The organism is Psychrilyobacter atlanticus DSM 19335 (genome assembly GCF_000426625.1).
Classification (GTDB): domain Bacteria; phylum Fusobacteriota; class Fusobacteriia; order Fusobacteriales; family Fusobacteriaceae; genus Psychrilyobacter; species Psychrilyobacter atlanticus.
Genome location: NZ_KE384547.1, coordinates 1,693,769 through 1,719,778 on the forward strand (window position 1 = coordinate 1,693,769; position 26,010 = coordinate 1,719,778).

At 31.1% G+C, this 26,010-nt stretch carries 27 protein-coding genes; 4 read left to right on the forward strand and 23 right to left on the reverse strand.

All coding sequences use genetic code 11. The features are described from left to right. Position 1: 1 nt before the first annotated feature. Both K337_RS0108625 and K337_RS0108630 read right to left on the reverse strand, forming a co-directional pair. Positions 2 to 1,735, reverse strand: coding sequence for a hypothetical protein (locus K337_RS0108625; RefSeq protein WP_028856244.1), 1,734 nt, complete (start codon positions 1,733 to 1,735; stop codon positions 2 to 4). Between the two features lie 92 nt (positions 1,736 to 1,827). Next, positions 1,828 to 2,601 carry a YlmH/Sll1252 family protein gene (locus K337_RS0108630; RefSeq protein WP_037029278.1) on the reverse strand — a complete coding sequence of 258 codons (774 nt, stop codon included), beginning with the start codon at positions 2,599 to 2,601 and terminating at the stop codon, positions 1,828 to 1,830. 221 nt (positions 2,602 to 2,822) lie between these two features. On the opposite strand from K337_RS0108630, the gene pssA reads away from it, so the two are divergent. Beyond that, a complete protein-coding gene (gene pssA, locus K337_RS18090) occupies positions 2,823 to 3,521 on the forward strand; it encodes a CDP-diacylglycerol--serine O-phosphatidyltransferase (RefSeq protein WP_037029279.1) in 699 nt (232 codons plus the stop codon). Between the two features lie 55 nt (positions 3,522 to 3,576). On the opposite strand, the gene K337_RS19180 is transcribed toward pssA, so the two are convergent. After that, positions 3,577 to 5,046 (reverse strand): sensor domain-containing diguanylate cyclase, encoded by a 1,470-nt coding sequence (locus K337_RS19180; RefSeq protein WP_028856246.1) that lies wholly within the window; start codon positions 5,044 to 5,046, stop codon positions 3,577 to 3,579. Positions 5,047 to 5,345: 299 nt separating this feature from the next. Between K337_RS19180 and K337_RS0108645 the strand changes: the two genes are divergently transcribed. Then, positions 5,346 to 6,659 (forward strand): MATE family efflux transporter, encoded by a 1,314-nt coding sequence (locus tag K337_RS0108645; RefSeq protein ID WP_028856247.1) that lies wholly within the window; start codon positions 5,346 to 5,348, stop codon positions 6,657 to 6,659. A gap of 74 nt (positions 6,660 to 6,733) precedes the next feature. Here K337_RS0108645 and K337_RS0108650 read toward each other — a convergent pair whose 3' ends face one another. The 11 genes from K337_RS0108650 to K337_RS0108705 all read right to left on the reverse strand — a co-directional run bounded on the left by K337_RS0108650 (position 6,734) and on the right by K337_RS0108705 (position 16,824). After that, on the reverse strand, positions 6,734 to 7,432 hold the full coding sequence (locus K337_RS0108650; protein WP_028856248.1) for a radical SAM protein: 699 nt from the start codon (positions 7,430 to 7,432) through the stop codon (positions 6,734 to 6,736). Positions 7,433 to 7,768: 336 nt separating this feature from the next. Continuing rightward, positions 7,769 to 8,515 (reverse strand): queuosine precursor transporter, encoded by a 747-nt coding sequence (locus tag K337_RS0108660; RefSeq protein ID WP_028856249.1) that lies wholly within the window; start codon positions 8,513 to 8,515, stop codon positions 7,769 to 7,771. A gap of 255 nt (positions 8,516 to 8,770) precedes the next feature. Then, positions 8,771 to 10,954 (reverse strand): transglycosylase domain-containing protein, encoded by a 2,184-nt coding sequence (locus tag K337_RS0108665; RefSeq protein ID WP_028856250.1) that lies wholly within the window; start codon positions 10,952 to 10,954, stop codon positions 8,771 to 8,773. Between the two features lie 6 nt (positions 10,955 to 10,960). Beyond that, positions 10,961 to 12,004, reverse strand: coding sequence for a dual-specificity RNA methyltransferase RlmN (rlmN, locus tag K337_RS0108670; RefSeq protein WP_028856251.1), 1,044 nt, complete (start codon positions 12,002 to 12,004; stop codon positions 10,961 to 10,963). A 160-nt stretch (positions 12,005 to 12,164) separates the two neighbouring features. Next, on the reverse strand, positions 12,165 to 13,292 hold the full coding sequence (locus tag K337_RS18100) for an alanyl-tRNA editing protein (protein ID WP_051251688.1): 1,128 nt from the start codon (positions 13,290 to 13,292) through the stop codon (positions 12,165 to 12,167). A gap of 36 nt (positions 13,293 to 13,328) precedes the next feature. Then, positions 13,329 to 13,883, reverse strand: coding sequence for a DNA-3-methyladenine glycosylase I (locus tag K337_RS0108680; protein ID WP_028856252.1), 555 nt, complete (start codon positions 13,881 to 13,883; stop codon positions 13,329 to 13,331). A 97-nt stretch (positions 13,884 to 13,980) separates the two neighbouring features. Further along, the gene (locus K337_RS0108685) at positions 13,981 to 14,445 is read right to left on the reverse strand and encodes a hypothetical protein (protein ID WP_028856253.1); all 465 of its coding nucleotides are present in this window, start codon (positions 14,443 to 14,445) and stop codon (positions 13,981 to 13,983) included. Positions 14,446 to 14,461: 16 nt separating this feature from the next. Continuing rightward, on the reverse strand, positions 14,462 to 15,280 hold the full coding sequence (locus tag K337_RS0108690; protein ID WP_028856254.1) for a DUF4037 domain-containing protein: 819 nt from the start codon (positions 15,278 to 15,280) through the stop codon (positions 14,462 to 14,464). A gap of 80 nt (positions 15,281 to 15,360) precedes the next feature. Then, complete coding sequence (locus K337_RS19570; RefSeq protein WP_211226088.1) at positions 15,361 to 15,522, reverse strand: methyltransferase domain-containing protein; 162 nt, start codon at positions 15,520 to 15,522, stop codon at positions 15,361 to 15,363. A gap of 11 nt (positions 15,523 to 15,533) precedes the next feature. Beyond that, entirely contained in the window at positions 15,534 to 16,298 is a 765-nt protein-coding gene (locus K337_RS0108700) for a GNAT family N-acetyltransferase (protein WP_028856255.1), read from the reverse strand. Position 16,299: 1 nt separating this feature from the next. Beyond that, positions 16,300 to 16,824: a hypothetical protein gene (locus tag K337_RS0108705; RefSeq protein ID WP_028856256.1), complete on the reverse strand. Its 525-nt coding sequence runs from the start codon at positions 16,822 to 16,824 to the stop codon at positions 16,300 to 16,302. A gap of 198 nt (positions 16,825 to 17,022) precedes the next feature. On the opposite strand from K337_RS0108705, the gene K337_RS0108710 reads away from it, so the two are divergent. Then, positions 17,023 to 17,508 (forward strand): flavodoxin family protein, encoded by a 486-nt coding sequence (locus K337_RS0108710; protein WP_028856257.1) that lies wholly within the window; start codon positions 17,023 to 17,025, stop codon positions 17,506 to 17,508. Between the two features lie 141 nt (positions 17,509 to 17,649). Then, positions 17,650 to 19,584: an EAL domain-containing protein gene (locus K337_RS0108715; RefSeq protein ID WP_028856258.1), complete on the forward strand. Its 1,935-nt coding sequence runs from the start codon at positions 17,650 to 17,652 to the stop codon at positions 19,582 to 19,584. A gap of 50 nt (positions 19,585 to 19,634) precedes the next feature. On the opposite strand, the gene K337_RS0108720 is transcribed toward K337_RS0108715, so the two are convergent. The 9 genes from K337_RS0108720 to K337_RS0108760 form a co-directional block, all read right to left on the reverse strand. After that, complete coding sequence (locus K337_RS0108720; protein ID WP_028856259.1) at positions 19,635 to 20,156, reverse strand: GNAT family N-acetyltransferase; 522 nt, start codon at positions 20,154 to 20,156, stop codon at positions 19,635 to 19,637. A gap of 76 nt (positions 20,157 to 20,232) precedes the next feature. Further along, the gene (locus K337_RS0108725) at positions 20,233 to 20,676 is read right to left on the reverse strand and encodes a GNAT family N-acetyltransferase (protein ID WP_028856260.1); all 444 of its coding nucleotides are present in this window, start codon (positions 20,674 to 20,676) and stop codon (positions 20,233 to 20,235) included. Positions 20,677 to 20,719: 43 nt separating this feature from the next. Then, on the reverse strand, positions 20,720 to 21,316 hold the full coding sequence (locus K337_RS0108730; RefSeq protein WP_028856261.1) for an HAD family hydrolase: 597 nt from the start codon (positions 21,314 to 21,316) through the stop codon (positions 20,720 to 20,722). Between the two features lie 27 nt (positions 21,317 to 21,343). Beyond that, entirely contained in the window at positions 21,344 to 22,030 is a 687-nt protein-coding gene (locus tag K337_RS0108735) for a 5'-methylthioadenosine/adenosylhomocysteine nucleosidase (RefSeq protein WP_028856262.1), read from the reverse strand. Positions 22,031 to 22,065: 35 nt separating this feature from the next. Then, positions 22,066 to 22,713: an HAD family hydrolase gene (locus tag K337_RS0108740; RefSeq protein ID WP_028856263.1), complete on the reverse strand. Its 648-nt coding sequence runs from the start codon at positions 22,711 to 22,713 to the stop codon at positions 22,066 to 22,068. Positions 22,714 to 22,780: 67 nt separating this feature from the next. Next, a complete protein-coding gene (locus K337_RS0108745; RefSeq protein WP_028856264.1) occupies positions 22,781 to 23,302 on the reverse strand; it encodes a GNAT family N-acetyltransferase in 522 nt (173 codons plus the stop codon). 52 nt (positions 23,303 to 23,354) lie between these two features. Next, positions 23,355 to 24,332, reverse strand: a complete 978-nt coding sequence (locus K337_RS0108750; RefSeq protein WP_211226089.1) for a S66 family peptidase — start codon at positions 24,330 to 24,332, stop codon at positions 23,355 to 23,357. Then, complete coding sequence (locus K337_RS19185) at positions 24,333 to 25,199, reverse strand: CPBP family intramembrane glutamic endopeptidase (RefSeq protein WP_051251689.1); 867 nt, start codon at positions 25,197 to 25,199, stop codon at positions 24,333 to 24,335. A 50-nt stretch (positions 25,200 to 25,249) separates the two neighbouring features. Then, a complete protein-coding gene (locus K337_RS0108760; protein WP_028856266.1) occupies positions 25,250 to 25,993 on the reverse strand; it encodes a class I SAM-dependent methyltransferase in 744 nt (247 codons plus the stop codon). Between the last annotated feature and the right edge of the window lie 17 nt (positions 25,994 to 26,010).

Here is a 26,010-nt window from a genome sequence, read left to right on the forward strand (position 1 = left end):
TTTAGTTAAAAAGATTTTTAAGGCCGTCTCCTAATCCATCGATTAGATTTCTTGTACTTTTAGAATCCTTATTTGATTTTGTTTCTTTTTCTAAACTCTTTAATTCCTTTGAACTTTCACCCATTATTTTTCTTAATCCTTCTACCTTTTCTACCTCTATATTCAATTCTTTTGTATATTTTTTTATCTCCTTATCTATCATGAGTTTTGCTTCTGTCTTATATTTTTTTATATTCTCATCTAAAACTTCCTTTATCAAGCCAGATAAAATAGTCCCTATATTTGTGTCAAAGTCTAATTGTTCTTTTGCTCCATCATAGGTATAGTTGATAATAAGTTGGTCTATTCCTTGTAAACCTTCACCTAGTACCTCTTTGATCTTCGGATCCATCTCCAACTCATCAGGATTAATTTTTAAATTATCTAAAATCACCCTGCCATCTAGGTCTAGTATTTTATTTTCGTAACTCATATTATAACTTAAATCCATCTTACTTCCAACTATTATAATTAAATTTTTATTTCCACCTATCATTTTATCATCTATTGTTAATCCAGATAGATTTAATTTAACCTGTGCTGTCTGTGGTTCCCTGTTCAACTCTCCACGAATATCACCTTTAATAGTCTTATCATCTGCATCTAAATTAAACTTAATGGGATTTGGAGTAATTCCCGCCTTGGAAGTTATATCTTTTACTTTCCCTTTTAAAGTATAGTTTAGATGTTTAAATGTTAAACTGGCATTTTTCAACCAAAGGTCATAGCTATCTCCCTTAGGAGCCTCCTCTTCCTTATTAAGCTCATTAAAAAAATCTATATTTTTCCCTATGTATTCTTCTAGATAATTATTTAAAATAAGATTAATCTCTGATTTTAGCTGTTTTTCATCCCATCCTACTATGTCCTTAAAAGGATCTTCGCTATTAATATATTCGAAAGCTTTATCCTGTATACCTTTAATAACTTTTATATCTTTATCAAATTGCTTTTTATCATTTTCCGCTTCCTTTACCAATTCATCTATCTCATCGATCAAATCGTTTAACTTATCCAGTTCATTCAACAGTTTCAATGGATCTTTCTCATCTTTTATCCTTTCTTCCACTACCTTGTATTTAGCCTCTATATTTTTTAATTTGGCTTTATAAGTTTCTTCGTTTAATTTTTTATCCCAATGAGTGTAAATCTTTTCTACTTTTCCCTTCTCATCCTCATATTCCTTTACTATTTTAATATTTAAATCATCTAAAATTTTCTTGTAATTGTCCCCGCTTAGATCTATGTCTAAACTACCTAGATCTAATTTTCCTTTCTTTTTTTCTTTAGTCCCACCAGTATTAGGAAGGTCCGTCGAAGAAGACAATTCTTTTTTTATAAGAGCCCCGTCAACTGTTCTGGGAGTAAATATCTCAACCAGCCCTAGAGTTGCATCATCTATTATTATAAGTTTTTTTAGGAGAGGTTTATATTCTATCTCCAAATTAACCTTTTGAATATCTCCTATATTTCTCATAGTATTATTTTTATCGGTAATTTGAACTCTGCCAATTTTTAGATTACCACCAAATAAATCTAAATCTACATCATCTATATCTATTTTAGCTCCGTATTTTTGACTCCCTATTTTCTCACCAAAATACTCTATGAGAGTGTTTCTAAAAAGATAGGCTCCTAATACCACTAAAACTATAGTTCCTACTATTATCCCTAATATTTTTTTTATTCTTTTCATTCTTCCTCCTCTTGCCAACGGCAAAGCAACTATACAAGTAATTTATGAATTACCCCTTGTTCTTTTTTCTGTACTATTAACTTTTTATTATTCTAAATATATTTTTTAAATTTTCCTTTAATTTTCCCTTTTTTTGTTTCCCCTTCACTCCCTGTAAATATGTGTTTCCCATATCTTCTGATAGAAATAACATCTCCCTCTTTAACAGTCAATGATTTATTTGTTTTCAATCTATAGTTTACCATAACCTGGGAGGAGTTTATCATCTTTAGGGCTTCATTTCTAGAACCACTTATAAGTGCCGAAACAATTACGTCCAGTCTGTAGGAGTTTATCAGATATTCTTTCACTTCAAATTTATACTGAGGAATCTCCTTGTCTCCTATCTCTTCTATCTCCACCTTGGATCTCCCAATACTCAAAAGGTTAAGTTTTAAAAATTCAAATAACCCATCAAAAACAATCGTATAACAAGTTTTATCTTCCACTATCAGATCTCCTAATTTTTCCCTCTTTATACCTGTAGATAGGATCCCGGCCAGATAATGTCTGTGTTCTAAGTTTTCAAATTTAGAATTGGTTTTTACAACTATCAATTTAGAAGGGAAATCTATTCTGTCCTCAGAATAATAACTTTTAAAGGCTGTCATCTTCTTTTTACTCTCCATAGAAAGACCCTTCACTTCTACCAGCACACCTAATTCAGCCTCTATCTCAATTAATTTTGACCAGATTTGAGGTGGCAAAAATATATCTGTATATACGATTCCATCTATTTTTTTAGAGAGTTCTATCTTATCGTAGATACTAGATATAATTCCTTCATCTTCATCTATAAAGTAATTTTTAAATTTTTTCTTATCCATCTTTCCCTCCATATGCTCACTTTAAATTATCAACTAATAAACTATAAAATTTAGAAAAAAATCCAAAATTTAAATATTATAAATCTATTAATTCTTTGTAAAAAAAACAGTAGTTTTCATTTAAGTATTTTTTAGTATAATTGATTTTATATTATTTGTATGGTAAAATCAATTGTTATTAAATTTTATATTATATTATTACAGATAGAAAAGGAGATTTTATGAACAAAATTGAAAGAAAATACATTCTGCCCAACGCCATCACAGCCACTAATATGTTTCTAGGTTTCTTGAGTATTACCATGTCCATCAAAGAAAATTACCAGCTAGCTGCATGGTTGATTTTGTTAGCTATGGTTTTCGATGCTTTAGATGGTCTTACAGCTAGAAAATTAAATGCCTTCAGTGAATTTGGTAAAGAATTTGATTCATTTTGTGACTCTGTATCCTTTGGACTTGCACCTGGTATCTTAATTTTTTCAGTCTTATCAAATACAGCAAATAATTTCCCCAAGGAACTTATTACACCACTTGCATTTATATATGCCCTTGCAGGAGTAGTTAGATTAGTTAAATTTAATGTAGTCACTACTGCCAGTGACAGTAAAGACGACTTTAGTGGAATGCCTATTCCAAACGGTGCAAATTTAGTAGTATCTTATTTCTTATTTGCTGAAGTTACTGGATTAGGAGTAGATCCAAAAATATTAGCTATAGTTGCCTTAGGTTCAGCAGTTCTTATGGTAAGTACAATTCCATTTAAGATTCCACAAAAAGTATTTAGTTTTATACCTAAAAAGATGCTCTTATTCGTAGCAATAGCTATCTTAGGTACGGCAGAATATTCATTATTCCCATTGGGACTATACTATGTTTTTGCTAATCTCTTTACTTTTTTCAATTCTAAAGATCAAAATTAAATTATATTTAAAAGATAGAAAAAATGAGTGGTTTCCCGCTCATTTTTTTATTTACCTAATTTTTATATTCTTTAAAGATCATCTTATTTTTTCCAGTTTTTTTAGCCAAATAAAGTGCTTCATCTACCATTACGAAATAAGATTCAATTGAATTTTTAGGTATAAACTCTAAAACTCCTATACTTATAGTCAATGGAATTCCCGCTCTATTTGTAGGTATTCCTAGTTTTTCTACTCTTTTTTGTATATTTTCAACCGCTATCCTAGAATCACCTTTATTACAATCCTGCATTCCTCCAATAAATTCGTCACCTCCATAACGGGCTATATAACCCATCTTAAGCTCCTCCTTCAATATTTCAGCCACTTTTTGAAGTGCAGCATCTCCTTGGATATGTCCAAAATTATCATTGATCCCTTTGAAATTATCCAGGTCAAATAAAAATATGAATATTTTTTTATTATCTGTTCTAGCCCTCTCTATCTTTTTTTCAAAGGTTTCATAAAAATGTCTTCTATTACAAATACCAGTAAGATGGTCCATTTCGGAATATTCTTTTAACAGGTTATTGGTTTCCTTCAACTTTTCATGTTTTAGGGTATTGTTCAATGCAATGGTCATAAAAGAAATCAATTCCCGACATATATCAAGTTCCTCTTTCTCAAAGATAATTCTCTCATATATCTGATATGTAAAACCTCCTATTACCTCTTCCTCCATCAGAAGGGGAGCACAGTAGACACATTTAGGGACTTCCCCTACCAGAAGACTGGTATCCCTGTCTATTATATCTTCTTTTATCACTTCATTTTTTGTGTAAATTGATTCTATCATAAAGCTATTTTTTTTAGAGTAAGGTATATCACAAAATTCTAACTTTTCACCAAATTCATAACAAAACCCATCTTTTAGTTTTTTATTTTTTGGATCATTTATAAATATCCCTATGGCACACTCCCCATAATTTCCCCTCATTATAGTATAAATCCTCTGGGACATCTTCTGCACAGAGGATGTCGAAACTACTGCCTTACTAGCTTCTTTCACTATAGAACGCTGTTTTAGTAATTTTTTTACCCTTTCATTGCTCTCCCTTAACAGCTCTTTTTCCTTCTCTTTGTAAAAAAGTACCCCTGTCATCTTCTTTAGAATCGCTACTTTTTTTAAAATTTCATCTGCAAATACACCTTTTTTCCTGCTCTCTAAAAAAAATATTCCTGCAACTTCCTCATCTAAAGATATAGGACAATAATATACAGACTGTACTTTATCCCCCTCTAAAACTATATTGTTATCAATATAATCATTTATAATTATTTCTTCTTTTTTCTCAATACACTTCTTTATTAAATTTTTATTGCCATTCATCTTTTCAACCCAACAATTATCTTTTATAAAATATTCAAAAAGAACTCTATCACTGTCTTTTTCATAGGATATAATTCCCATCGTACTTATTTTGTCATATGTATATATTATCTCATAGAGTTCCCACATGATTATTTTAAGGTTTTCATCAAACATTTTTTCCTCCCTAGCCCTTAATGAATTTTATTTCCATTCTATTGTAACCCCTTATTTAAAGTAAATCAAAATTTAATTATGATCTATATAGTTCTGTTCAAACTGGCCAGAAAGTATTTTTCTTATTCCTAAGTCACAGATCTTCTTTTTAAAAATCTATTATCAACACATATTTAAGTAATATTTTTATAGTTTCAATATTTTATTTGGAAAAATTTGGATTGTTTATTTTTATTCTTCTCTTGACTATATAGTTAACTATATAGTTTATACTGTGAATATATTAAGGAGGAAATTTTATGAAAAACGAATCAACAACAAAAACATTTTTTAAATTTGCTATCCCAAGTATCCTCGGTCTTTTAATAGTTTCTATGCAGACTATGATTGATGGGATGTTTGTAGGAAATTTTGTAGGACCAAAGGGGCTTGCAGCTATAAACTTAGCTATGCCCTATGTAAACACACTAACCAGTATAGCCATGATGATTGCTATAGGTGGATCAGTTGTAGTAAATATTCAGATGGGAAAAGGCAATACTAAAAAAGCCAATGAGATCACTAGTTTTATCTTTATATCTTTTCTTGTTATTATTATTGGTTTATCTTTATTTAGTTTAATTTTTATAGATAAAATAGTAATTTTTCTTGGTGGAGCTACCCTTTTTAATTTAGTCAAAGGTTATTTATTTCCTCTTCTTTTGTTTACGGTATTTTTTACCGGACCAATATTTACAGAAACTTTCGCAAGGATCGGTGGAAAACCAAATGCTATCTTTTTAAGTGGATTTACTTGCTGTCTTTCTAATATCATATTGGATTACATCTTTATTGTAAAATTTGGATGGGGAATAGAAGGGGCCGGATGGGCAACTATTTTAGCTAACTTATTTGGAACAATGGCATTATTTGGCTTATTTTCCAAAGGCAGATCCAAAATCCAACTCTGCAAACCTAAAGGAGATTTAACACTATTAAAAACAGCACTCTATAATGGGAGTTCTGAGATGTTATCAGTTATATCCACTGCAATAGCAGCATTTTTATTCAATAGAATTATAATGGAATATATTGGTGAACTGGGTGTTTCTGCTCTCACTATTGTATTTTATGTAAATAATCTCGTAAACATCACATTATACGGACTATCTCTGGCTCTTCAGCCCATTGTTTCTTATAATTTAGGTGCAAACAGGCCTGATAAAATAAAAGAAATTTTAAAAATTTCACTTTTTACTGGAGCTTTTGTGGGTATTTCTGCTTTTTTTATAATGAAATTCAACAGTGTGTCACTTATAAATTTATTTACTAAAGGAAATATTGAGTTAACTAAGTTAGCATTAACAGCCACCAGTTATTTTATCTTAGCTTACTTCATTTCATTTATAAATGTAATTGCTTCTGCATTTCATACAGCCATTGAAAAACCATTTGAATCAGCATTGATAGCTCTTTTACGTTCTCTTATATTTGTATCGGTATTTTTATTTACACTTCCTCGTTTTTTCGGTGATAAGGGAATCTGGCTGGCTATTCCTCTCTCTGAAGTTTGCTGTCTAATTGTAAGTTATTATCTGACAAATAAATCAATAAAAAGTTTAAAATTAGCTTAAATAAAAAAAGACTGTAGATTTTTTTCTCTACAGTCTTTTTTATTCCTTTGATACCTTATTCCATTTAAAATATTTTACTGTTCAAATACTCCTAAATCTTTATTGTCATATAAAAGTTCCACACGAGGATCAGCTTTTAGATAACTATAATTTTCCATAAGCCAGTTCACTAATTCTTTATCCTGCTTTACCTCAGTTCCATTATCTATAAATACATTTATGGTTATCTGCTTAAAGTTTGCCAGCCCTGTCTCGATATCTTTCGTTATCATTTCCTCAGTCTGGCCTACGGTGCATACCAGTAAACAAGCCGAATAAAATTCATTGCTTAATTTCTTTAAAGTATTTTCATCTATCACAAAGTTTTTACCGTAGGAGTCTATCCTGTAGTTATCATCAAAGGTTTCCACTCCTATACGGAACCTTATTTCTGTCCCATCAAAATAATCTCTGATCTCATCCAATCTTTTTATATAACCGTAATAGGCTTCGAAATATAAGACCTTTATCTTCTTTTCCCTGACAACTTCTCTGATTTTTTTTAATGTTTCAAAAGGGATTTCAAAAACAGAACCGGAGTTTATAACTTCTAACACTCCAAATTCTCCGGTTACTTCTTTTAAGACATCAAAGTTGACCTGATTTATCTCCCTTTCATCTATAGAATTATCCTCTATATAGTTACAAAATTTACACTTCCCATAACTGCAGGGAAAGCTTTTAAGAAGTACTATTTCTCTAATATTTTTATCTAAAACCTTATTATATCTCACATTTCACCTCTTGTTTTTTATTTTTACCACAGAATAAAACCTCTAAACATCTGTCACGAATTAAAACTCTTACTGCTACATCACAGAAGCTTTTCATTCTTTTCTCTTAGTTAGAACCTTGTTTATTCATGCCATTTGCGTCATTCGCGGTTAAATTCTTACTTACATTTCTTGGAACACAAAAATTCATAGAGATTAAGATTAGAAGTCCCATAGAGTTTTTCTCTGTGCTCTCTCTTCCCCTCCTCAGTGTATTTCCGTGTCCAAGTCTTTTATTCTCTTTTTCAGAGATAAAATTTCTTTCGTGTCTATTCGTGAGTAATTTTTTCTTCTCAATTATATATTTTCAACCTTAAGTTCTCCGTCTTCAATTGCCGTCTCTCTGTGCATCTTTTTAGCCAGATATAAAAATGGCGTATCAAAGGTAGCTATTACAATCTTCATCAAATATGTCGTTGTAAATATCTCTAAACATGTTTTAAAGTCATAAAATCCTGCATATGAGAATCCTAAAAAGTCAAAACTTAAGTAGAAGGCTAAATAAGTGAAGATTGCTGTGTCTACAAACTGACTCAGCATAGTACTTCCATTATTTCTAAGCCATAGATGTTTATTTTCTGGGAATTTTTTCTTAAGCTTTTCAAATAGATGGATATCTATATTTTGTGACATCCAATAACATATAAGCCCCACTGCTGTAAACCTAGATAATGGTCCAAATAATGTTTCCATGGCCACCTGTGAATAATCCGCTGTACTAGGTTCAAAAGCTACTGAAACTTGGAGTAATATAGTCGCTGCTATATTACTTAAAAGTCCTATTTTAGCCCCTTTAGCGGCTGCTTTCAATCCATATTTTTCCGACAATATATCTGTCACCAAAAAACTTGATGCAAACATTATATTTCCTAAAGTAGATGACATTCCGCCTATCTCTATGGCTTTATTTACCTGTATCTGAGCCAATATTATAGTTATCGGTATATAGGCATAGAGACCATTTTTCCCATAAGCTCTATAAAAATATAGGATAAATCCAAAGTTAACTAGTAACATTACAAACCAAAGTATTATATTTTGCATATTTATTTCTCCTTTTTATTCTTTACTCTCTATTCTATGGGCTGATTTTGACTGCCCTAAAATAACTATTAATTTTTTTTAGTTTTATATCTTCCTTTTATTTTTCTAAATATAAAAGGAGGGATAAAAAATCCCTCCTAAAAGTACACCAAAAAAAGCGTAGATTTGTTTCGACCTCTACACATAGTCTTTGGTTTTTTATAGATGGATTTTTCGAACATCTACCACAAAAGTGGATTTAAATATTTAATTTTTTTAATTCCCAAAGAGATCTTTAAACATAGAATCAGAATTTATATTTTTTTCATTCTGTTCCATATTTTTTTTTGATTCCCTTGTTTCTTCTACCTTATCCATCATAATTTCATCGGATCCCATAAAAAAATCATTGAAATCTGAGTTATATATAGATGCCATCTCTACTGGTTCGGTTCCTTTTTTAAATAGTGCCCATCTCTTATTCCATCCAGATGTAGAATCTGCTAATCTACCATTTTTGGAATCGATCAGTACCTTACTCAGTTTACCATTTTTTAATCCATCAGTAATATAATTAAACTCTTTACCGGTATCATACCCATCATCTACCAACATTTGATAGTAATTACCCCACAATTTGGCTGTGAGACCGCCACCAGTAGCTGATTTATCCATAGGTCTGTTATCGTCATAACCAATATAGACTGTAGTAACATATTTAGGAGTTATTCCCGCAAACCAAGCTGTTCTCTGTCTGTTGGTTGTACCGGTTTTTCCACCTTGCACAATATTTTTTCCATCTTTCTTTACCCTGGCATTTCTACCACTTCCAAGGTTTACAACATCTTCCATCATATGGGTTATGAGAGCTACATCTTCACCTTTAAAAACTCTCTGTTGCTCAGCTTGTTCCTGATATATTACCTTTCCATATCTATTCTTTATCTGGGTAATAAACTGAGGTTTAACCCTATATCCGCCATTTGCAAATGGCAGGTATAAACTTGAAAGTTCATATGGTGTCACTACCATTGTTCCAAGTGCCGCTGTTAAATTTTGAGGGATCTTTATATCTTCCCCACCTGCTAATTTTACAGTTTCACCTACATTTTTAAGTCCAACTTTTTGCAGCGTTTTTATTGCGACTATATTTATAGATCTTTCCATTCCTTCTAAGAGGGTGAAATTTTTTCTGAAATTACCCCCGTAGTTTCTTGGTTTCCACTCGCCAAATTCCAGCGGAGTATCCTCAATCACTGTATTCATAGGATAACCAAGTCTCAAAGCTGTGAAATATACAAATGGTTTAAAAGCGGATCCTGGCTGCCTTTTGGCATAGATAGCTCTATTGTAATCTCCAGATTTAAAACCTTTTCCACCTATAACAGCTCTTACATAACCTGTATCAGCTTCTATAGTGACCATCCCGCCATCTAAACCTTTTTTATCTTTCAACGGCTTATAGTTTTCAAATGTTAATTTAGCTGCTTTCTGCATACCTATATCCAAGGTCGTATAAACTTCTAACCCCTCTTCATATATCTGTTTTTCTGTAAACAATTCAAATAATTTTTTTTCTACTATATTAGTAAAATCAGGAGTTTTATAACTCCTTTTTTTACTCACACTCTTTATTACAGTAACATTTAATTTGGATAATTCCTCCACAGACAGGTCTTTTAATTCATCTGGCAGCTGCCCTTCATTATAAAATTTCTGAGACAGTGCTTTTTGATATTCTTCTTCATCTATGAGGTTATATCTTCTCATTTGAGCTAGAACTAATTTCCCTCTGGCTATTGCATTGTTTAGATGCCTTCTAGGATTATATTTATTAGGTCTGTTAGGTACTCCTGCTAAAAGTGCAGATTCAGCTATATTTATATCTCCCACAGATTTACCATAAAATGCTCTGGCTGCTGTTTTTACTCCGTAGGCCCCTGATCCAAAATATATCTCATTCATATATTTTTCCAGAATCTCATCTTTGGTATATCCTCTTTCCAATTCCACTGTAATTATAGCTTCTTTTACCTTTCTCATTATCCTTTTTTCATTGGTAAGGAAGGCATTTTTAGCCAGCTGCTGGGTTATAGAACTGGCTCCCTGGGCTTTACTCATAGTGACTACATTTACTACCATAGCTCTACCCATTCCCAGAACATCAAACCCATGATGACTATAAAATCTTCTGTCCTCTATAGCCACATAAGCATCTTTCAGTGATTTAGGCATCTCCTCTATAGTTGCAGTTTCTCTGATCTCTTTATAGAGAATATCTATTACTTCACCATTTGTATCATATATTTTACTTGGTACTACTGGGTTATACCCTTCTATTAGTTGTCCTAGGTCCGGCAGCTCTCTATATGCCTTCACAATAAGAACTGTAGCTCCTACTCCACCTAATATGAATAATCCTATAAATATAAATAATATATTACGAAATAATTTTTTCATAGTATCCTACCTTTTGTTTTTTTGTCTTAGTTGTCCACAAGCTCCATCTATGTCAGAACCTTTTTCTCCTCTGAAAGTTACATTGATTTTTCTTACTTCCTTCAATTGGTTGTAGAACTTCTCTATCTTCTCTTTATCAGGTCTCTTATAGTCAGTTCCCTCTACTTCATTGTAAGGAATTAAGTTTACTATATGATCAAATCCATACATAAATTCAGCTAACATATCAGCATCTCTCATTGAACAGTTGAATTCATCTATTAAGATATATTCAAAAGTAAGTCTTCTCTTTGTGTACATTTGATATTGTTGTAAAGTTGTATATAGATCCTGTAATGGATATCTTCTGTTTATAGGTATAATTTCATTTCTCTTTTGGTCAGTTACTGCATGAAGTGAGATAGCTAGTCCTATAGGCATCTTCTCTTCTAATAACTTTTCAATTCCCGGTACAATTCCAGAAGTAGATACTGTAATTCTTCTCTTTGAGATATTGATTCCCTTTTCATCAGATAACATTCTTATAGATTTTATAGTGTTATTTATGTTTAATAATGGCTCTCCCATTCCCATATACACTAAGTTATTTACTCCTTCACCTTTTTTAACTAATCTTCTATGGATAGTGTATACCTGGTTTACAATCTCATGATTGAATAAATCTCTAGTGTACCCACCTTGACCTGTTGCACAGAAACTACATTTTACAGGACACCCTACTTGAGTAGACAGACATACTGTGTTTCTGTCTTTATGCTTTAATAACACAGTCTCAATAGTAGTTCCATCTTCTAATTTAAATAAAAACTTCTCAGTTCCATCTTTTTTAGACACTTGATGATCTAATAGGTTTAAATAAGGTATATAAGTTTTTTCTTCCAATAATTCCCTATTTTTTTTAGATATATTTGTCATATCCTCTATCTTTCTGGCAATTTTTACATGAAGCCACTCATATATTTGTTTTGCATTAAATTTTTTCATTCCTAAATCTATTACAACACCTTCTAATTCATTGTACTCTAACTCTAATAAGTTTATCTTATTCATTTTTCTCCTCCACAATCTTTATATTCATAATTTCAATTAAATTTTCATATAGTTAAACGCTTTTTCTACCTACTTACTAAACTTTCATATTATTCTATATTTTTATCTCAAAATTTCATTTTTTTGAAATATTATAAAAAATTTAATTTTACTCTTAATTTTAAAGTAATTTCATAAAAATATCAACTATTTTTTCTATATTTATATCTATTCTCAAATTAATTCTTGTGGAATTCCCACCACCTTTCACAATATACCCTAATTCTTCTAAATTATTCTTTAATTCACCACAGTTTATAGCCCTACTCATTACAGTAAAATTGCCATCTTCGCCGTGTATAACAGAATATTTTTCATTCCCTATAAACTTAGGAAAAAATTTTGTTACTGCATCATTTTTTTTATAGATAATTATTTTATTTTCACCTTGAATTTTTGCATTGGCCTTTAATTTTTCACACAACAATTCACTATAGTCATGATACAGGCTGCTCAATTCTTTAGTTTTAGATTTATTTTCTTCCAACAAACAATCTATTTTATCATTTACCTCTTCCACAGTAGAGCTCAGTTGAGTTGTAGATTTTTTTATTATATTATGTTTTTCATAATAATCTTCGTAGGCTAATTTTCCCGCTTTATAATAGACACGAGTTATCGTTTTCTTTACTTTCTCATAATTTACAACTTTAAATAATCCAATCTCTTTTGTACTCTGTATATGAAATCCACCGCAGGCATTCATATCAAAATCTTCTATTTTTACAACCTTTATCTTCCCTACTATCTTATCACTTATAGATTTTCTAAGTGATTCGATTTGGCCAGCTTCCTCCCTGGAAAGTTCTAGTACCTCTATATTCATATCTTTTCCAATTATCCTATTTACCTCTTCTTCCAAATCTTTTATTTTTCCACTATCTATAAGATCTAAACTAGGAAAATCTACAGTAGAATATTCCTCTCCCATTCGGAATCCTACAGTATCGTAATCATATTTTTTCTTTAAATATGCTGATATTATATGTTGTGTTGTATGATTTTTTCCTATCTCACATCTTCTATCCATATCTATGAGGTATTCATAGACTCCTAAACCTAACTCCATATCTAAAAAGAGGTTCCCCTCTCTATCTACTTCCACTACATGAGCTTCTCCTAGACTTCCCCTGTCTCCTAACTGACCACCCTTACCATCAGGATAAAATTCTATACCTCCGTCTAAGTATTCAACTACTGCTAGATATCTATCTTTTTCTTTTGTCAATTCTACAATTTTTAATTTCATATTTCCTCCAACACCCGACCTTTTTACCACAAATTTTTAGCTTTTCTTTGAAAAGCATCCATCTACATGATCATCTACTACTCCTACCGCCTGTAAGTATGCATAGATGATTGTAGTTCCGATAAATTTAAACCCTCTTTTTTTCATATCTTTACTTATTATATCAGATAAATCAGTTTTTGCTGGTACTTCTTTTATATTTTTTACCCTGTTTACTATCTGATTTCCATCTGTAAAACTCCATAGATAATCATAAAAACTTCCCCATTCACCCTGTATCTCCATAAACTTAATTGCATTGTTTATAGACGCTCTTATTTTTAATTTATTTCTTACTATCCCCTTATTCCCCATCAACTCTTCAAATTTTCCTTCTCCGTATTCAGCCACTATATTATAATCAAAATCATCGTAGGCTTTTCTATAGTTTTCTCTTTTTTTCAATATGGTCAGCCAGTTTAGCCCTGCCTGGGCAGATTCTAAAACAAGGAATTCAAATAAGATTTTGTCATCATAGACTACTTTACCCCACTCCTCATCATGATATTTTTCATAGAGTTCATCTCCCACACACCAATCACACCTTTTCATCTTATCCCCCTGTATACTATATAAAAATCAATATCTACAATAAATATAAACTCTGTAATTTAAAAAGGAAGCAGATATTTATCTGCTCCATTTTTAACTACTTCTCAGCTGTCTTTTTATAACTTCCCTCTAAAGTCGCACCTCCAGAACAGAAAAAATAAAGTAGATCCCCATCTTTTTCCTTTTCCATGAAAACTTTTAAGATTCCATCTTCTAAATCAAATAAAATAACTTTCTCATTAAATATTGATTTTAAAGTATTACTCTCCACTATAATTCCCTCTCCATCAAAGGTACAGGTCGGCTTTTTTTTATCTGAACGAGATTTAATACTTATATAAACAGCATTATCATCTTTTTTAGTAATTAAAATATTTATCCAGTCATAACCATCTGAACGTTGATAATAATCTTCAGAAACATATTTCCCTAAAAATTTATCTACACTTTTTTTTGTAATCGATCGTTTTCTGAGTTGCAGGCTGAAAACAAAAAAGGTATAAATAAAATAAATACAATGTAATTTAATCTCATATGGTCTCCTCTCTATACAAACTCTCAATACTTACAATATTATCTTAGTCTGTTATTAAATCCATTTTTTCCAATAACTTTTCCAGTCTATCGGTAATCATATCTAATTTATCCACAATATCAAACTCCTTCCTATGCAGATTTTCAAAAAATTCCCTTATATCCGCTTCCATATTTTCCGGAAGGCACTCCAGTTGTTCTCCAGTAATCTTCAATAATTTTTTCTCTCCAGGATGGAGTTTCATATTTACTGCGAAAATAATATCAAAATAACTTTCAAAAAATGCACTTATCCTGTGGTTAACACTCACAAGATCTCCTCTTTTTAAAGCTTTTTTTATCTGGTTGGTATAAGCCGGAATGATCTTATTTAACAGGGGAAAGTTTTTTGAAACTATATTTTTTTTCAATTGTTCCGGATAGTCAACATCAAACTTTTTTTGCAGTAGATTTAATTTACCATTTCTGTCATAGAGGATATCTGACTTTATAAGATTGCCCCAAAAGCATGTTGTATAACCTGTTGAGGCTGTGCACTTAATAACGATCTCCTCCAACATCCCTTCTATAAATTCCACATCTCTATATACAATATCTACCTGGACATTGATACCTTTGAAAAACCCCTGATCTTCCTGCTCCCATGTTGTATTGTTTAATTCGGCATAATTAAAGTATTTGTCCGCTATCTTTTCTCTGAATTCCAGCGGAACTCCCCCTTTAGAATATATATACAAATCATAGTCTGAATCACTATCAAAATTAGGAGTAGTCCTAGACCCCGATAAAAGAATAGCCTCCACCGATTCACACTTTGAAAAATCATCCACTAACTCCAATAATATACCATCGTACCCATTCATATTTTTCACCCCTTTTTATTACTTAAATATTTTTTCAATATCATTGACTTTCTATAATTATAGCCCCTGTTATAAAAATTTTAAAGGCTATTTGTTTTATTACTTAATATATCTATCATGTTTTTAGAGGAATCAATAAGTGTAATACTTTTAAACGAATCTATAAGATTAAAACTTATAAATCCGGTTCCACAGCCAAACTCCATAGCTCTACAATTTTTTGCATAATTATCAAAACTCATTATTATTTCTCCTATGATTTCCATTTTTCTATAAATTTTTCAAACTTTTTTTCAGACATCAATTCATGAGTTATAAATTCACCATCATAATAAATCCCCAGGGTTCCAAAAGCACTTCCGGTTTCCTGGGCTTCCTCACAATTTTTTAACTTTTTAATATTAAAGGGAATTTCATTTTTACCGGAAATTTCAGCAAGTAATCCTGCATATTCTTCCATGAAAGGACATTGATTTGAATAAATATAAGTAAATCCTTTTTCATCTGAATAACAATTATTTTTTACACTGTTTGAAAATACTGGATTCTCTCCTTTCTTATCAAACTTTAATGCCAATAATTCAAAATAAGGGGCAGCTGAATCGACTACTTCAAAACCATGTTTTAAATAGAAGTTTTTATCGGTCAAATATGGTTTTACTTTTTTACTTGTAACGACAGTAATTCCATCCATTTTTTCTGTTCTTGCGGTTTTTATACATTCATTTAACAATTCTATTGCTACCCCTTTACCTTTGAACTTACCCGAAACCCATAAACAGTTGATAACCATAAAATTCTTTCCCCTTATGGGTTTCCATACTTTTTCAATAGGCATATACTCAATAAAAACTTTACCTCTTTCATCGAATCTTTTAAAGACTAACCCTTCGTCAAATTTTGTTTTCATCCATTCTTTTTTCGACTGTGCCCTGTTCTTATTTTTTTTATCATTTCCAATGGCACAACAGATATGTTCACAATCTATATTATTTTTATCGATAGTTATTATTTTCATATTATTTCTCCCTCTTCAACCTGTTAATGAGTTTTTTCCCCCTGCTAACTATCGAGGGCGTCCCCTGTTCCATCATTTGTCTAATCAATTTTACTATTTGAGGTTGAAGCTGTTGATCTTTTTCAGCAAAATCAGCCAGTGTCTGCATTGAAAAGACCTTCACAATATTGCTGTCAGTCGTCTTTATATAAGACAATAATATATTTATGATTTTATTCCTCTCTGTTTTATCAATTTTTATATAGGAAAACATTTGAGCGGCATGCCACTGAACTTCCTGTTGTTTTACCTTTGAAATTTCATTAATCAACTTAGTTTTAAAAGGCTGAAGATATTCTGGGTGTTTTGCAGATACCTTTTCAACAGCATCAGCAGATCTCATTTTTATAATCGGATCATTACTTAACATTCCTTCAAAAACTTCGCTGAATAAAGAAGGGTTATCTAAGATTTCCTGAACTACTTCATCAGATTTACCGATAGATCTTAAGTCGCCGCCTTTTAATTTTTTCAGTACCTGACTCACTTTTACCAACTCCTGTTTCTAATAAATGGTATAAATATCTTTCAGAAAAATTTAAGCCTTCCTTATCTAACAGTATACCCTGTTGAAAATAATAATCCAAAAATAATTGACAAGATTGAATTTATAATGAAGTATTTATTAGAAGCCCTTTAAAAATAAAGTATATATAACAAAATTATAGTATGAGGAGGAAGATCTATGAAAAAAATTGTGATTTTTTATTCTTTTGAAGGTGATACAAAAATGATAGCTGAAAATATAGCCCAGGCAATAGATGCAGATATTTTGGAATTAAAGCCAAAACAAGATTTAAAGTCGAAAGGATTTATGAAATATGTATGGGGCGGGAAAGCGGCTATAACGCATAAACAGCCAGAACTGCTCCCTTTAAATAAAGATATCAACAGTTATGATATTTTATTTATCGGTACACCTGTATGGGCTTGGACATATGCTCCAGCATTAAATACTTTTTTTTCTGCCCACCTATTATTGGATAAAAAAATAGCATTGTTCTGCTGCCACGGTGGCGGTAAGGGAAAAATATTTGATCATATGAACGATGCGTTAAAAGACAATCAAATCTTAGGAGAGATTGATTTTCAAGATCCGTTAAAAAATAACACCGATAAAAATATTGAGAAAGCTAAAAAGTGGGCAGAAAAGATTATAGAAACCTTATAATGATTCAATTCAGCGACTTTTTCTTTTTATTTATTAAAAACTTAAACCCTATTCTATCTCCTAATAAAAAGGAAATCTATAAAAATCGAGTAAATATAAACAAGAAAAACACTACTATATCTTATCGGGGAGAATCAGCTTATGAAGTTTAAAAAATTTAAAATTAAATATATATATATATACTTATTTTTATTTACTGTGATATTTTCATTCTTATTTTATAAGGGAAATTCAATATATATAGATGAGATAAAAAAAATAGATGATAACCTTTATAGAGCTGCTAAAAATTTGGAGTACCTATTGAAGGAAGAGTATAACTTCCATGGAATGAATAAAACTTCATATACACAGGAGGAAATTTTAGAAACTTCAAAAAAAATAACAAGATTAGCAGAGATAAATAACGTTGATTTTCTCTACACTATTATAATTGAAGACGGGATGCCTACCTACACTTCTATCGGTGGCGGCTATGAATATCATGAATATATAGAAAATAAAAATATCGATAAACTTTATTGGCTGACCTTTGAAGATGTAGAAGATGATTCTATCGATGAGACTGTTGAAGCATTTAACAATAAAGATATTTATTATATCGATAGTTCCGATGATATTGGCAGTTATAGATCTGTATATCTCATGCTGACTTCAAAGGATGGCCGAAGATATATAGCAGGTGCTGACACTACTGTTCCTAATCTAAAAAACTCTATAATTAATGGCCTCTTTACTCTAACAATATATGCTTTACTCATTTCATTAGTGTTGGTAGTATCTCTGGCTATTATACTAACTAATATAAAAAAGCAAAAAAAACTTCAAAAAATTCTGATTAAAAATATGAATTTTGATAAACTTACCGGGGTTTTAAAGAGGGAAAATGGAATGGAACAGATAGATGAAATAATAAAAGAGTTACCCTTGGAGAATAAAAAAATGTTTTTGGGTTTATTTGATATCATGGATATGACCTATATCAATGAGGAATTTGGAACCATAGTTGGAGACAATATGATAAAAAAGTTGACTGAAATATTAAAACTGACTTTTAGAGAGAGCGATAAAATAGTAAGGTTAAGTGGAGATCAATTTTTAGTTGCTATTATAGAACCTTTAGACGGGCAAGATATAAAAGAATTAGAAAAAAGATTTGATATTTTTCTAAAGAAATATGATTTTGAAAAGAAAAGAAAACTCCATATGAGTGTACGAAAAGTATTTTTAGAGTGGAATAATGAAACTAATTTAAACTCCATGTTAAGGGTTTTATTTGAAAAGCTCCGATTTAAAAAAGGTAACGATAAAAAAGAAATTGCTATTATAGAACTTGATATCCAAAGGGGATTACGTGAAAATGAATTTGAGATATACTATCAGCCAAAGGTGAATATTATAACTCATAATATAGAATTTGAAGCTCTTATGAGATGGAACCATAAAGAAAAAGGCATGATCTCACCTAATTCATTCATCCACATAGCCGAAAATTCTTCCTTGATAATTTCTCTGACTGAATTTTTAATCAAGCAGGTTAAAAAAGATATCCAGATGCTCAAAACAAAGGTATCTTTAAATATATCTCCTAACCATTTCAACAAAGAATTCTTTTTAGAAGAAATTATGGATAAATACAATTATTTAGATAATATAGAGTTTGAATTAACCGAAGAAAACTTCATAACAAACGTAGAGGAATCTATAAAAAAAATCAAAATTCTAAAAAAATTAGGGGTTAACTGTTTGATTGATGACTTCGGGACTGGATATTCTTCCCTTTCATCTCTATCGACCCTTCCCATAACAACTTTAAAAATTGACAGATCTTTTGTGGTTAATATGTTTAAAACCAGCAGAGATATGAAGATTATAAAGACTATTATTGAATTGGGGAAAAGCCTGGATTTAAAAGTGGTAGTAGAGGGGGTTGAGGAAAAGAAAGAGGTAGATTTTTTAAGGGGAATAGGAGTTAATATTTTTCAGGGATATTATTTCGGTAAACCAGAAAGATTAGAAGTCGTTTTAGATAAATTAAAAAACGGCACCTACCTTATAAACTTAAAAGACCAGTAGAATTAAAATGGTCAAAGTCCTATATTCAATAAGACTTTGACCTATTTTATTTATCCGTTAATTTTTTCAAAAATTATTCCATCTTTCCATTCTCCATTTATTTTGATAACCTGTCTTGTCCTTCCAACAAATTCAAATCCATTTTTAACCAGAACTATCTGTGAACCAATATTGCTTTGAGATGTTCCGGCTTCAATTCTATGTAAATTATATTTATTAAAAGCTTTATCTATAACTAATTTAACTGCTTTAGTTGCATATCCTCGCCCATTATAGTTTTTCCCAATTCTGTATCCTATCTCTGCTTTTTGAAATAATCCCCTAACAATTGAATATAGGTTTACTCTCCCCACTATCTCTTTAGATTTATTTCTAATTAAATACATATAACAAAGTCCATTTTCCTGCTCCATTACAATTTCATCTAATATTTTCTCAATGTTTTTTAATGAATAATATTCATCTGCTCTGGGAAGAATATTTTCTTCAAAAAACTCCCTGTTTTCCTTCTCAAACTTCAACAACTCTTCTGCATGTGATTTGGATATTATCTCAATAGTTATATTTTTCATTATTTTCTCCTTTATTAAGATGAAATAGACTAACTTTGTACCTAAGATAATGAAATCTGTTCCACCTTTAACTTCTCTATTTTTTCTCCATATAGAGGGTATTTGGATAGAATCCTAGTTTTTTATAGAATCCTATAGCAAGGCCATTTTCCTGGGATACTGTTACCCCAATTTCTCCACATTTTTTCTCATTCATCCACTCTATATGTTTCCCTACAAGTTTTTTCCCAATTCCATTTCCCCTTTCAGTCTCATCGATATGGAGAGTTCCAAGCTCTCCCTTATTGCTGTCTATTATTGATATGCAATACCCTATATATTTTTCCTTTTCTTTGACAACACTTATTTTTATCTTCTCCTCACTGTATCCACTGAAAACTTTTATCCTTTCATCAAATTTAATAGAACTATATGATTCCTTAAAATATTCCGAACTATCCTCATGATACAGTCTGTTTTTCTCCCAAAGATCCCTTATTACTTCAATCTCAGCATAAGAAATATCAAAAATTTCAACCATAATTATCCCCTCTCCTCAATAATTTTTTATGTGTTCTTTATTTTTATAATAATTTTAATTCTTTCAGTTTCTCTTTTAAAGACTCTGGTGTTTTTAAATGTACCCCGGATATCCCAAGTTTTTCAGCCGATATTATATTATCTAACTTGTCGTCTATAAAAATTGTCTCTTCTGGATTTAAAGAATAATCTGCCAGCAAACTTTCATAGATCGCTTTTTCAGGCTTTAGGTGTTTTACATAGGCAGAGACGACAGCTCCATCGAAATACTTAAAAAATTCATCCCTTTCTCTTATCTCCTCAAATGGAACTTTTGGAAAATTTGACAGTATATAAAGGTGGTATCCCTTTTCTTTCAGTTTTTTAGGAATCTCCTTGTTAAAATCAAATGGAACCATAATATCCTTTCTTACTTTCATAATATTCATTACTTCATCATAGGTGAAACTGCCACTTTCATCTAATTTTTCTGCCAGTTCTTTTTCCGTCAGAGTACCTCGATCTAGTTTTAGCCAATCCTCATGTCCGAATATATATTCCATAATCTCATCTTTTTTCTCATAGTTATTTATCTCTAAAAATTCTTTAGGATTAAAGTTAATCAACACCATTCCCAAATCAAAAACTATATTTTTAATCATGATTTCCCCCTACCAAAAAAATTATTTTTACAGTACCTTCATCATATTCATAACTATTGTTGCTGCATTTTGTGCTGTGATTTGTTCAAATTTTTTATAACTCATAGTTGCTTCTCCATCTGCCTTATCAGAAATACTTCTTATCACAACAAAAGGTATCTCATTTATGTGAGCCACATGCCCAATGGCTGCCCCTTCCATCTCTACACAATGAGGAGAGTACTCTTTCATAATCTGTTCTTTTAACTGAGTATCGTCTACAAAACATTCCCCACTTACAATTCTTCCCAAATGACAAGAACTGCCTATAACGTTACTACTTTTAAAGGCCCTCTCTGCAGCTTCAATTAATTTTCTGTCCCCTTCAAAATATTCCTGATGAGGAAACCAATTTTTCATCTGCTTTTTACGTACATCATGATGGGTTACATTACTAGAGATAACCACATCACAGACTTCTACATCTTCATGCAATCCTCCTGCAATACCAGTATTTATGATTCCATCTACTCTAAATTTATTAATCAACGTCTGGGTACAGGAAGCAGCATTTACTTTTCCCACCCCGCAGGATGTTATAACCACATCTTTTCCACATAATTCCCCCGTATAATATAAAAATCCCCCTGTTTTTTCCTTTCTCAGAGATTTCATATTATCCAGCAGCAGTTTAACCTCTATATCCATAGCACCAATTATTCCTATTTTTTTCATATTTTCTTACTCCTCAAATTTTATAATTATAGAATCTAAGTCAGTAATTTATACAACTGACTTATAGAATCTACAATATATGTCGGACTGGCCGCTTCTAATTCTTCTAAACTGCCATATCCGTATAGGACTCCTATTGAATCTATATTGTTTTTTTCTGCTCCAATAACATCATATTTTCTGTCACCTATCATAATGGTTTCTTTCAAGTTTTTTATCTTTAGATTCTCAATTACACAATTAATTATCTCTGCTTTATTTCCAAGGGTTCCATCTAAATTACTCCCCACTACCAGATCAAAATATTCCATCATTCCAAAATGCTTTAAAACGGTATTGGCAAATACTGTGGGCTTAGATGTTGCTACTGCAATTTTACAATCTCTGTTTTTTAATTCACCCAGCAGGTCTCGGATCCCAGAATACACTTCATTTTCAAATATTCCATTTTTCCTGAAATATTCCCTAAAATATTGGATTGAATCTGAAACCATCTTTTCATCGAAGGAATAAAACTCCACAAAAGAATCTTTTAATGGAGGCCCTATAAATTTTTCCAGAGTGCCCAATGATTCTTCTACTATATTATTTTTTTTTAATGCATATTGTACTGCTTTCGTTATCCCTACTCCCGGATCTGTAAGAGTCCCATCTAGATCAAATAAAATATATTTATACTTCATCAACCCCTCCTTTTAATCATTATATAAACTTTTATAACAGTATTTTAAAGATTCTTTTTACTCTAAACTACAATTCAATAATATATTGTAATACTTTCTCACCTGTATCTCCATCTATAAATGAAGATTTTAATTTACCCTTATTTTTTTCAATTATTCGGACAGAACCAATATTTTTCTCATCACAAGTTATCAATATATTAGTCATTCCCAGCTTACTAGCTTCTAATAATCCCATCTTTAAAATTTGACTTCCATTCCCTTTTTTTCTTCGAGTCATTTTAATTTCATAACCTATATGACCGATGGTTTGCAGATAATCATTATCTACTCTATGACGGATTCTTATAACACCAAGGACTTCACACCTTGAGTCAATAAGCCAGTAACTACTAGATGGAACCCACCCCTTTGGCAATCCAACCCCTAATTCTATCTTTTTTAATTTTTCTATATATAATTTAAAATCTTCTTCTGCATCCTTATATAATTCATATGTTTCTGAACCACTTTTTTTTATTTCTTTAATATAGTTTAAAAATGAAATTTTATAATGTTCATTTGGCTTAATTAATTTAATATTTAACATTTCCCCCTCCCCATTATGTTTTTTTTATCAGTTAAAAATATTAGATCTTTATCTAATGCTTTTTAATTATTATCTCTATCTTTTCACCTGATGAGATCTCTCCATACCCTCCTACAGGAAAAGTAATGTGAGGTGTAGTATGTCCAAAATCGGCGTTATAAATAATTGGCATATTTTTTAATTCTGCCTTTGTGCTTATTATTTTTTCAAACAACTTCTCTTCCATCTTTGATTCTATTTGAAATCTCCCGAATACTATTCCCCTAACTTTTTCAAAGTTTGGCTGATGGATCAGAGACTGTAGATCTCTGTCAAAAATTTCAGGTGAAGTCATCCCATCATCCTCTATAAAGAGTAGTGTCTCCGTTAAATCCGGCATAAATTCTGTTCCCTGTAGGAGGTTCAGCGTGCATAGATTACCCCCGATTATTTTCCCCTCTACCCTTCCACTTCCCAAGGATTTATAACCACTATTCTTATAAAAATTTCTCTCCTCCTGCTCCAAAAACCAGAGATCGTCACTCCACATCTTTGAAGGCTCTATCTTATATTCGTCTTTTGAAAACAAACACCTTTTAAAATATTCAATAGTATAATCAATACCCTTTTTCATCCCAAAAGTGGAATAGTGGGGTCCGGAATAAGTAACCAAACCTGTCTTACTATAGATAGCATTGGAAAGAGCTGTTATATCCGAATAACCGCACAATATTTTAGGGTTACTTTTTATCAGATCGTAGTCTATGTATCTCAACAGCTGGTTTGAATTAAATCCTCCTATTACGGTGAGGATGCACTTTACATTTTTATCGGCAAAAGCCTCATGCAGATCTTCTATCCTTTCCTCTATGGATGAGGACATAAAATCATCACTTATCTCACAGTTTTTAGAAAAAGTTACCTTTAATCCCATCTCAGCAAAACATCTGTTTGCATAATCTCTGCACTCTTCACTTATCAGCTTTAAGCTTCTCGATGGGGCGATTATCCTTATCTCATCGTTATTTTTTAATTTCTCTGGTATTATCATCTAAACCTCCCCTTTTTTACTTAATTTATTTATTTTTAAATTTTCATCCGATTCCCTGAGATATCGAAAAAATAATACTCCTGAACCTATAAATATCATCATTCCTATTAAAAATGAAATGATAGTAGGAGAATATCCCATATATTCTTTCGCTTCCCCCATAATCCCAGCAAATATATTGTTAGTCATATGCAAAGTAATACACAAGATCAATGAGTTAGTTTTATAATAGATAATTCCTAAGACCAACCCTATCAATGTTGTATTGACAGATTGCACAATATTAAAATGCCATATCCCGAAAATCAATGCAGAGACAATTATAGCTTTCTTGGGGTTATATCTATTTAATAACCCTGTTAAAATAACTCCCCTCATAAAAAATTCTTCAAAAATAGGTGCTACTATCGCCATAGAAACAAATGTAATATAGGGATGAAGCTCCATCTCTCTTTCTATCTCTTTTAACCATTCAGGAAGGGGGATCTTATCTGTTATTATCCCAATAGAACTCTGGTAAAAAAAATAGTATCCTATTATTAAGAAGATAACAGATATCAATAATTTACAGTTTAATTTTCCCATATATTTTATCCTAAAATTATTATCACTCATTCTTTTAGCTTTTTTTACAGCTAATACTATTATTATGATCTTTAAAATAGTATTCCCTACTAAATTCATAACTGCTTTAACATTTTCAATGTTTTCAAAAGAATATGTACTGTAAATACTATCAATTATAAGGCTAAAAGGAGTCCATAACACTATCATGATAACCCCGACAATAATACTGTAAAATACTACAGTCCACACAGCTCCTAAAACAGATAGTTCAAATTTACTTTCCCTAGTTTGATTTTCCATATTACACCCTCTTCTTATAAATTTTATTTTCTATTTAAAAACTTGATAATTTATTTTTTCCCTGCCTTTATAACTAAAAAATTAGGCTTATGAAAATCCTGTACCATCTTTGGAATAAGTTTTATATCCTCTTCACTGGGTAGCGGTTCCAAAATTTTCTCTATTTGAAATCCACATTCATTCACTGTATTTATTATCTCAGAAAAGGTCCTGTGATATTTAATAACACCGTCAATAAACCACATTGTTTCCCTCTTACCACTCTTCATATAGTTAGCAAGGTTATAGTGGACTGCCACTCCATTCTCATCCCTGGTCCATCTCCGACCATTCCCATGTGCAGTACTCAAGGGATGCTCTTGAGAATATATAAATAGCCCATCTTCCCTCAGGAGACTATTTATATCCATCAATAATTTTTTAAAATTCTCTATATAGTGAAGTGCCAGAGAACTGTATATCAGATCAAATTTCTCCGACAGGTTTTCTATATTATCCATACTCTTTTCTAAATATTCGATATTTTCATGGGAGTTTTCTTTTTCTGCAACTTCTAACATTTTTTTGGAGATATCGATACCTACAACTTTTTCTGCTCCTTTCTCTATAAAGTAACTGCAGCTTTCCCCATAACCGCAGCCTAAATCCAATACTCGTTTTCCTTTTAGATCCGGTAGTAAACTTTTTATTGCAGGCTGTTCCTGTAACTTATTATAATTATTTTCCTGTTCTCTGATCCCCTTGTACCCTTCAAAAAATATTTCATTGTCATAAACATTTTGATTCTTTCCCATTGTTTTTTCACCCCTAT

Excerpts from the sequence above, each read along its gene's own strand:
- K337_RS0108625 (WP_028856244.1), bottom strand. The coding sequence starts at position 1,735 with ATGAAAAGAATAAAAAAAATATTAGGGATAATAGTAGGAACTATAGTT.
- K337_RS0108630 (WP_037029278.1), bottom strand. The coding sequence starts at position 2,601 with ATGGATAAGAAAAAATTTAAAAATTACTTTATAGATGAAGATGAAGGA.
- pssA (WP_037029279.1), top strand. The coding sequence starts at position 2,823 with ATGAACAAAATTGAAAGAAAATACATTCTGCCCAACGCCATCACAGCC.
- K337_RS19180 (WP_028856246.1), bottom strand. The coding sequence starts at position 5,046 with ATGTTTGATGAAAACCTTAAAATAATCATGTGGGAACTCTATGAGATA.
- K337_RS0108645 (WP_028856247.1), top strand. The coding sequence starts at position 5,346 with ATGAAAAACGAATCAACAACAAAAACATTTTTTAAATTTGCTATCCCA.
- K337_RS0108660 (WP_028856249.1), bottom strand. The coding sequence starts at position 8,515 with ATGCAAAATATAATACTTTGGTTTGTAATGTTACTAGTTAACTTTGGA.
- K337_RS0108665 (WP_028856250.1), bottom strand. The coding sequence starts at position 10,954 with ATGAAAAAATTATTTCGTAATATATTATTTATATTTATAGGATTATTC.
- rlmN (WP_028856251.1), bottom strand. The coding sequence starts at position 12,004 with ATGAATAAGATAAACTTATTAGAGTTAGAGTACAATGAATTAGAAGGT.
- K337_RS18100 (WP_051251688.1), bottom strand. The coding sequence starts at position 13,292 with ATGAAATTAAAAATTGTAGAATTGACAAAAGAAAAAGATAGATATCTA.
- K337_RS0108680 (WP_028856252.1), bottom strand. The coding sequence starts at position 13,883 with ATGAAAAGGTGTGATTGGTGTGTGGGAGATGAACTCTATGAAAAATAT.
- K337_RS0108690 (WP_028856254.1), bottom strand. The coding sequence starts at position 15,280 with ATGAATGGGTACGATGGTATATTATTGGAGTTAGTGGATGATTTTTCA.
- K337_RS19570 (WP_211226088.1), bottom strand. The coding sequence starts at position 15,522 with ATGAGTTTTGATAATTATGCAAAAAATTGTAGAGCTATGGAGTTTGGC.
- K337_RS0108700 (WP_028856255.1), bottom strand. The coding sequence starts at position 16,298 with ATGAAAATAATAACTATCGATAAAAATAATATAGATTGTGAACATATC.
- K337_RS0108710 (WP_028856257.1), top strand. The coding sequence starts at position 17,023 with ATGAAAAAAATTGTGATTTTTTATTCTTTTGAAGGTGATACAAAAATG.
- K337_RS0108715 (WP_028856258.1), top strand. The coding sequence starts at position 17,650 with ATGAAGTTTAAAAAATTTAAAATTAAATATATATATATATACTTATTT.
- K337_RS0108720 (WP_028856259.1), bottom strand. The coding sequence starts at position 20,156 with ATGAAAAATATAACTATTGAGATAATATCCAAATCACATGCAGAAGAG.
- K337_RS0108725 (WP_028856260.1), bottom strand. The coding sequence starts at position 20,676 with ATGGTTGAAATTTTTGATATTTCTTATGCTGAGATTGAAGTAATAAGG.
- K337_RS0108730 (WP_028856261.1), bottom strand. The coding sequence starts at position 21,316 with ATGATTAAAAATATAGTTTTTGATTTGGGAATGGTGTTGATTAACTTT.
- K337_RS0108735 (WP_028856262.1), bottom strand. The coding sequence starts at position 22,030 with ATGAAAAAAATAGGAATAATTGGTGCTATGGATATAGAGGTTAAACTG.
- K337_RS0108740 (WP_028856263.1), bottom strand. The coding sequence starts at position 22,713 with ATGAAGTATAAATATATTTTATTTGATCTAGATGGGACTCTTACAGAT.
- K337_RS0108745 (WP_028856264.1), bottom strand. The coding sequence starts at position 23,302 with ATGTTAAATATTAAATTAATTAAGCCAAATGAACATTATAAAATTTCA.
- K337_RS0108750 (WP_211226089.1), bottom strand. The coding sequence starts at position 24,332 with ATGATAATACCAGAGAAATTAAAAAATAACGATGAGATAAGGATAATC.
- K337_RS19185 (WP_051251689.1), bottom strand. The coding sequence starts at position 25,199 with ATGGAAAATCAAACTAGGGAAAGTAAATTTGAACTATCTGTTTTAGGA.
- K337_RS0108760 (WP_028856266.1), bottom strand. The coding sequence starts at position 25,993 with ATGGGAAAGAATCAAAATGTTTATGACAATGAAATATTTTTTGAAGGG.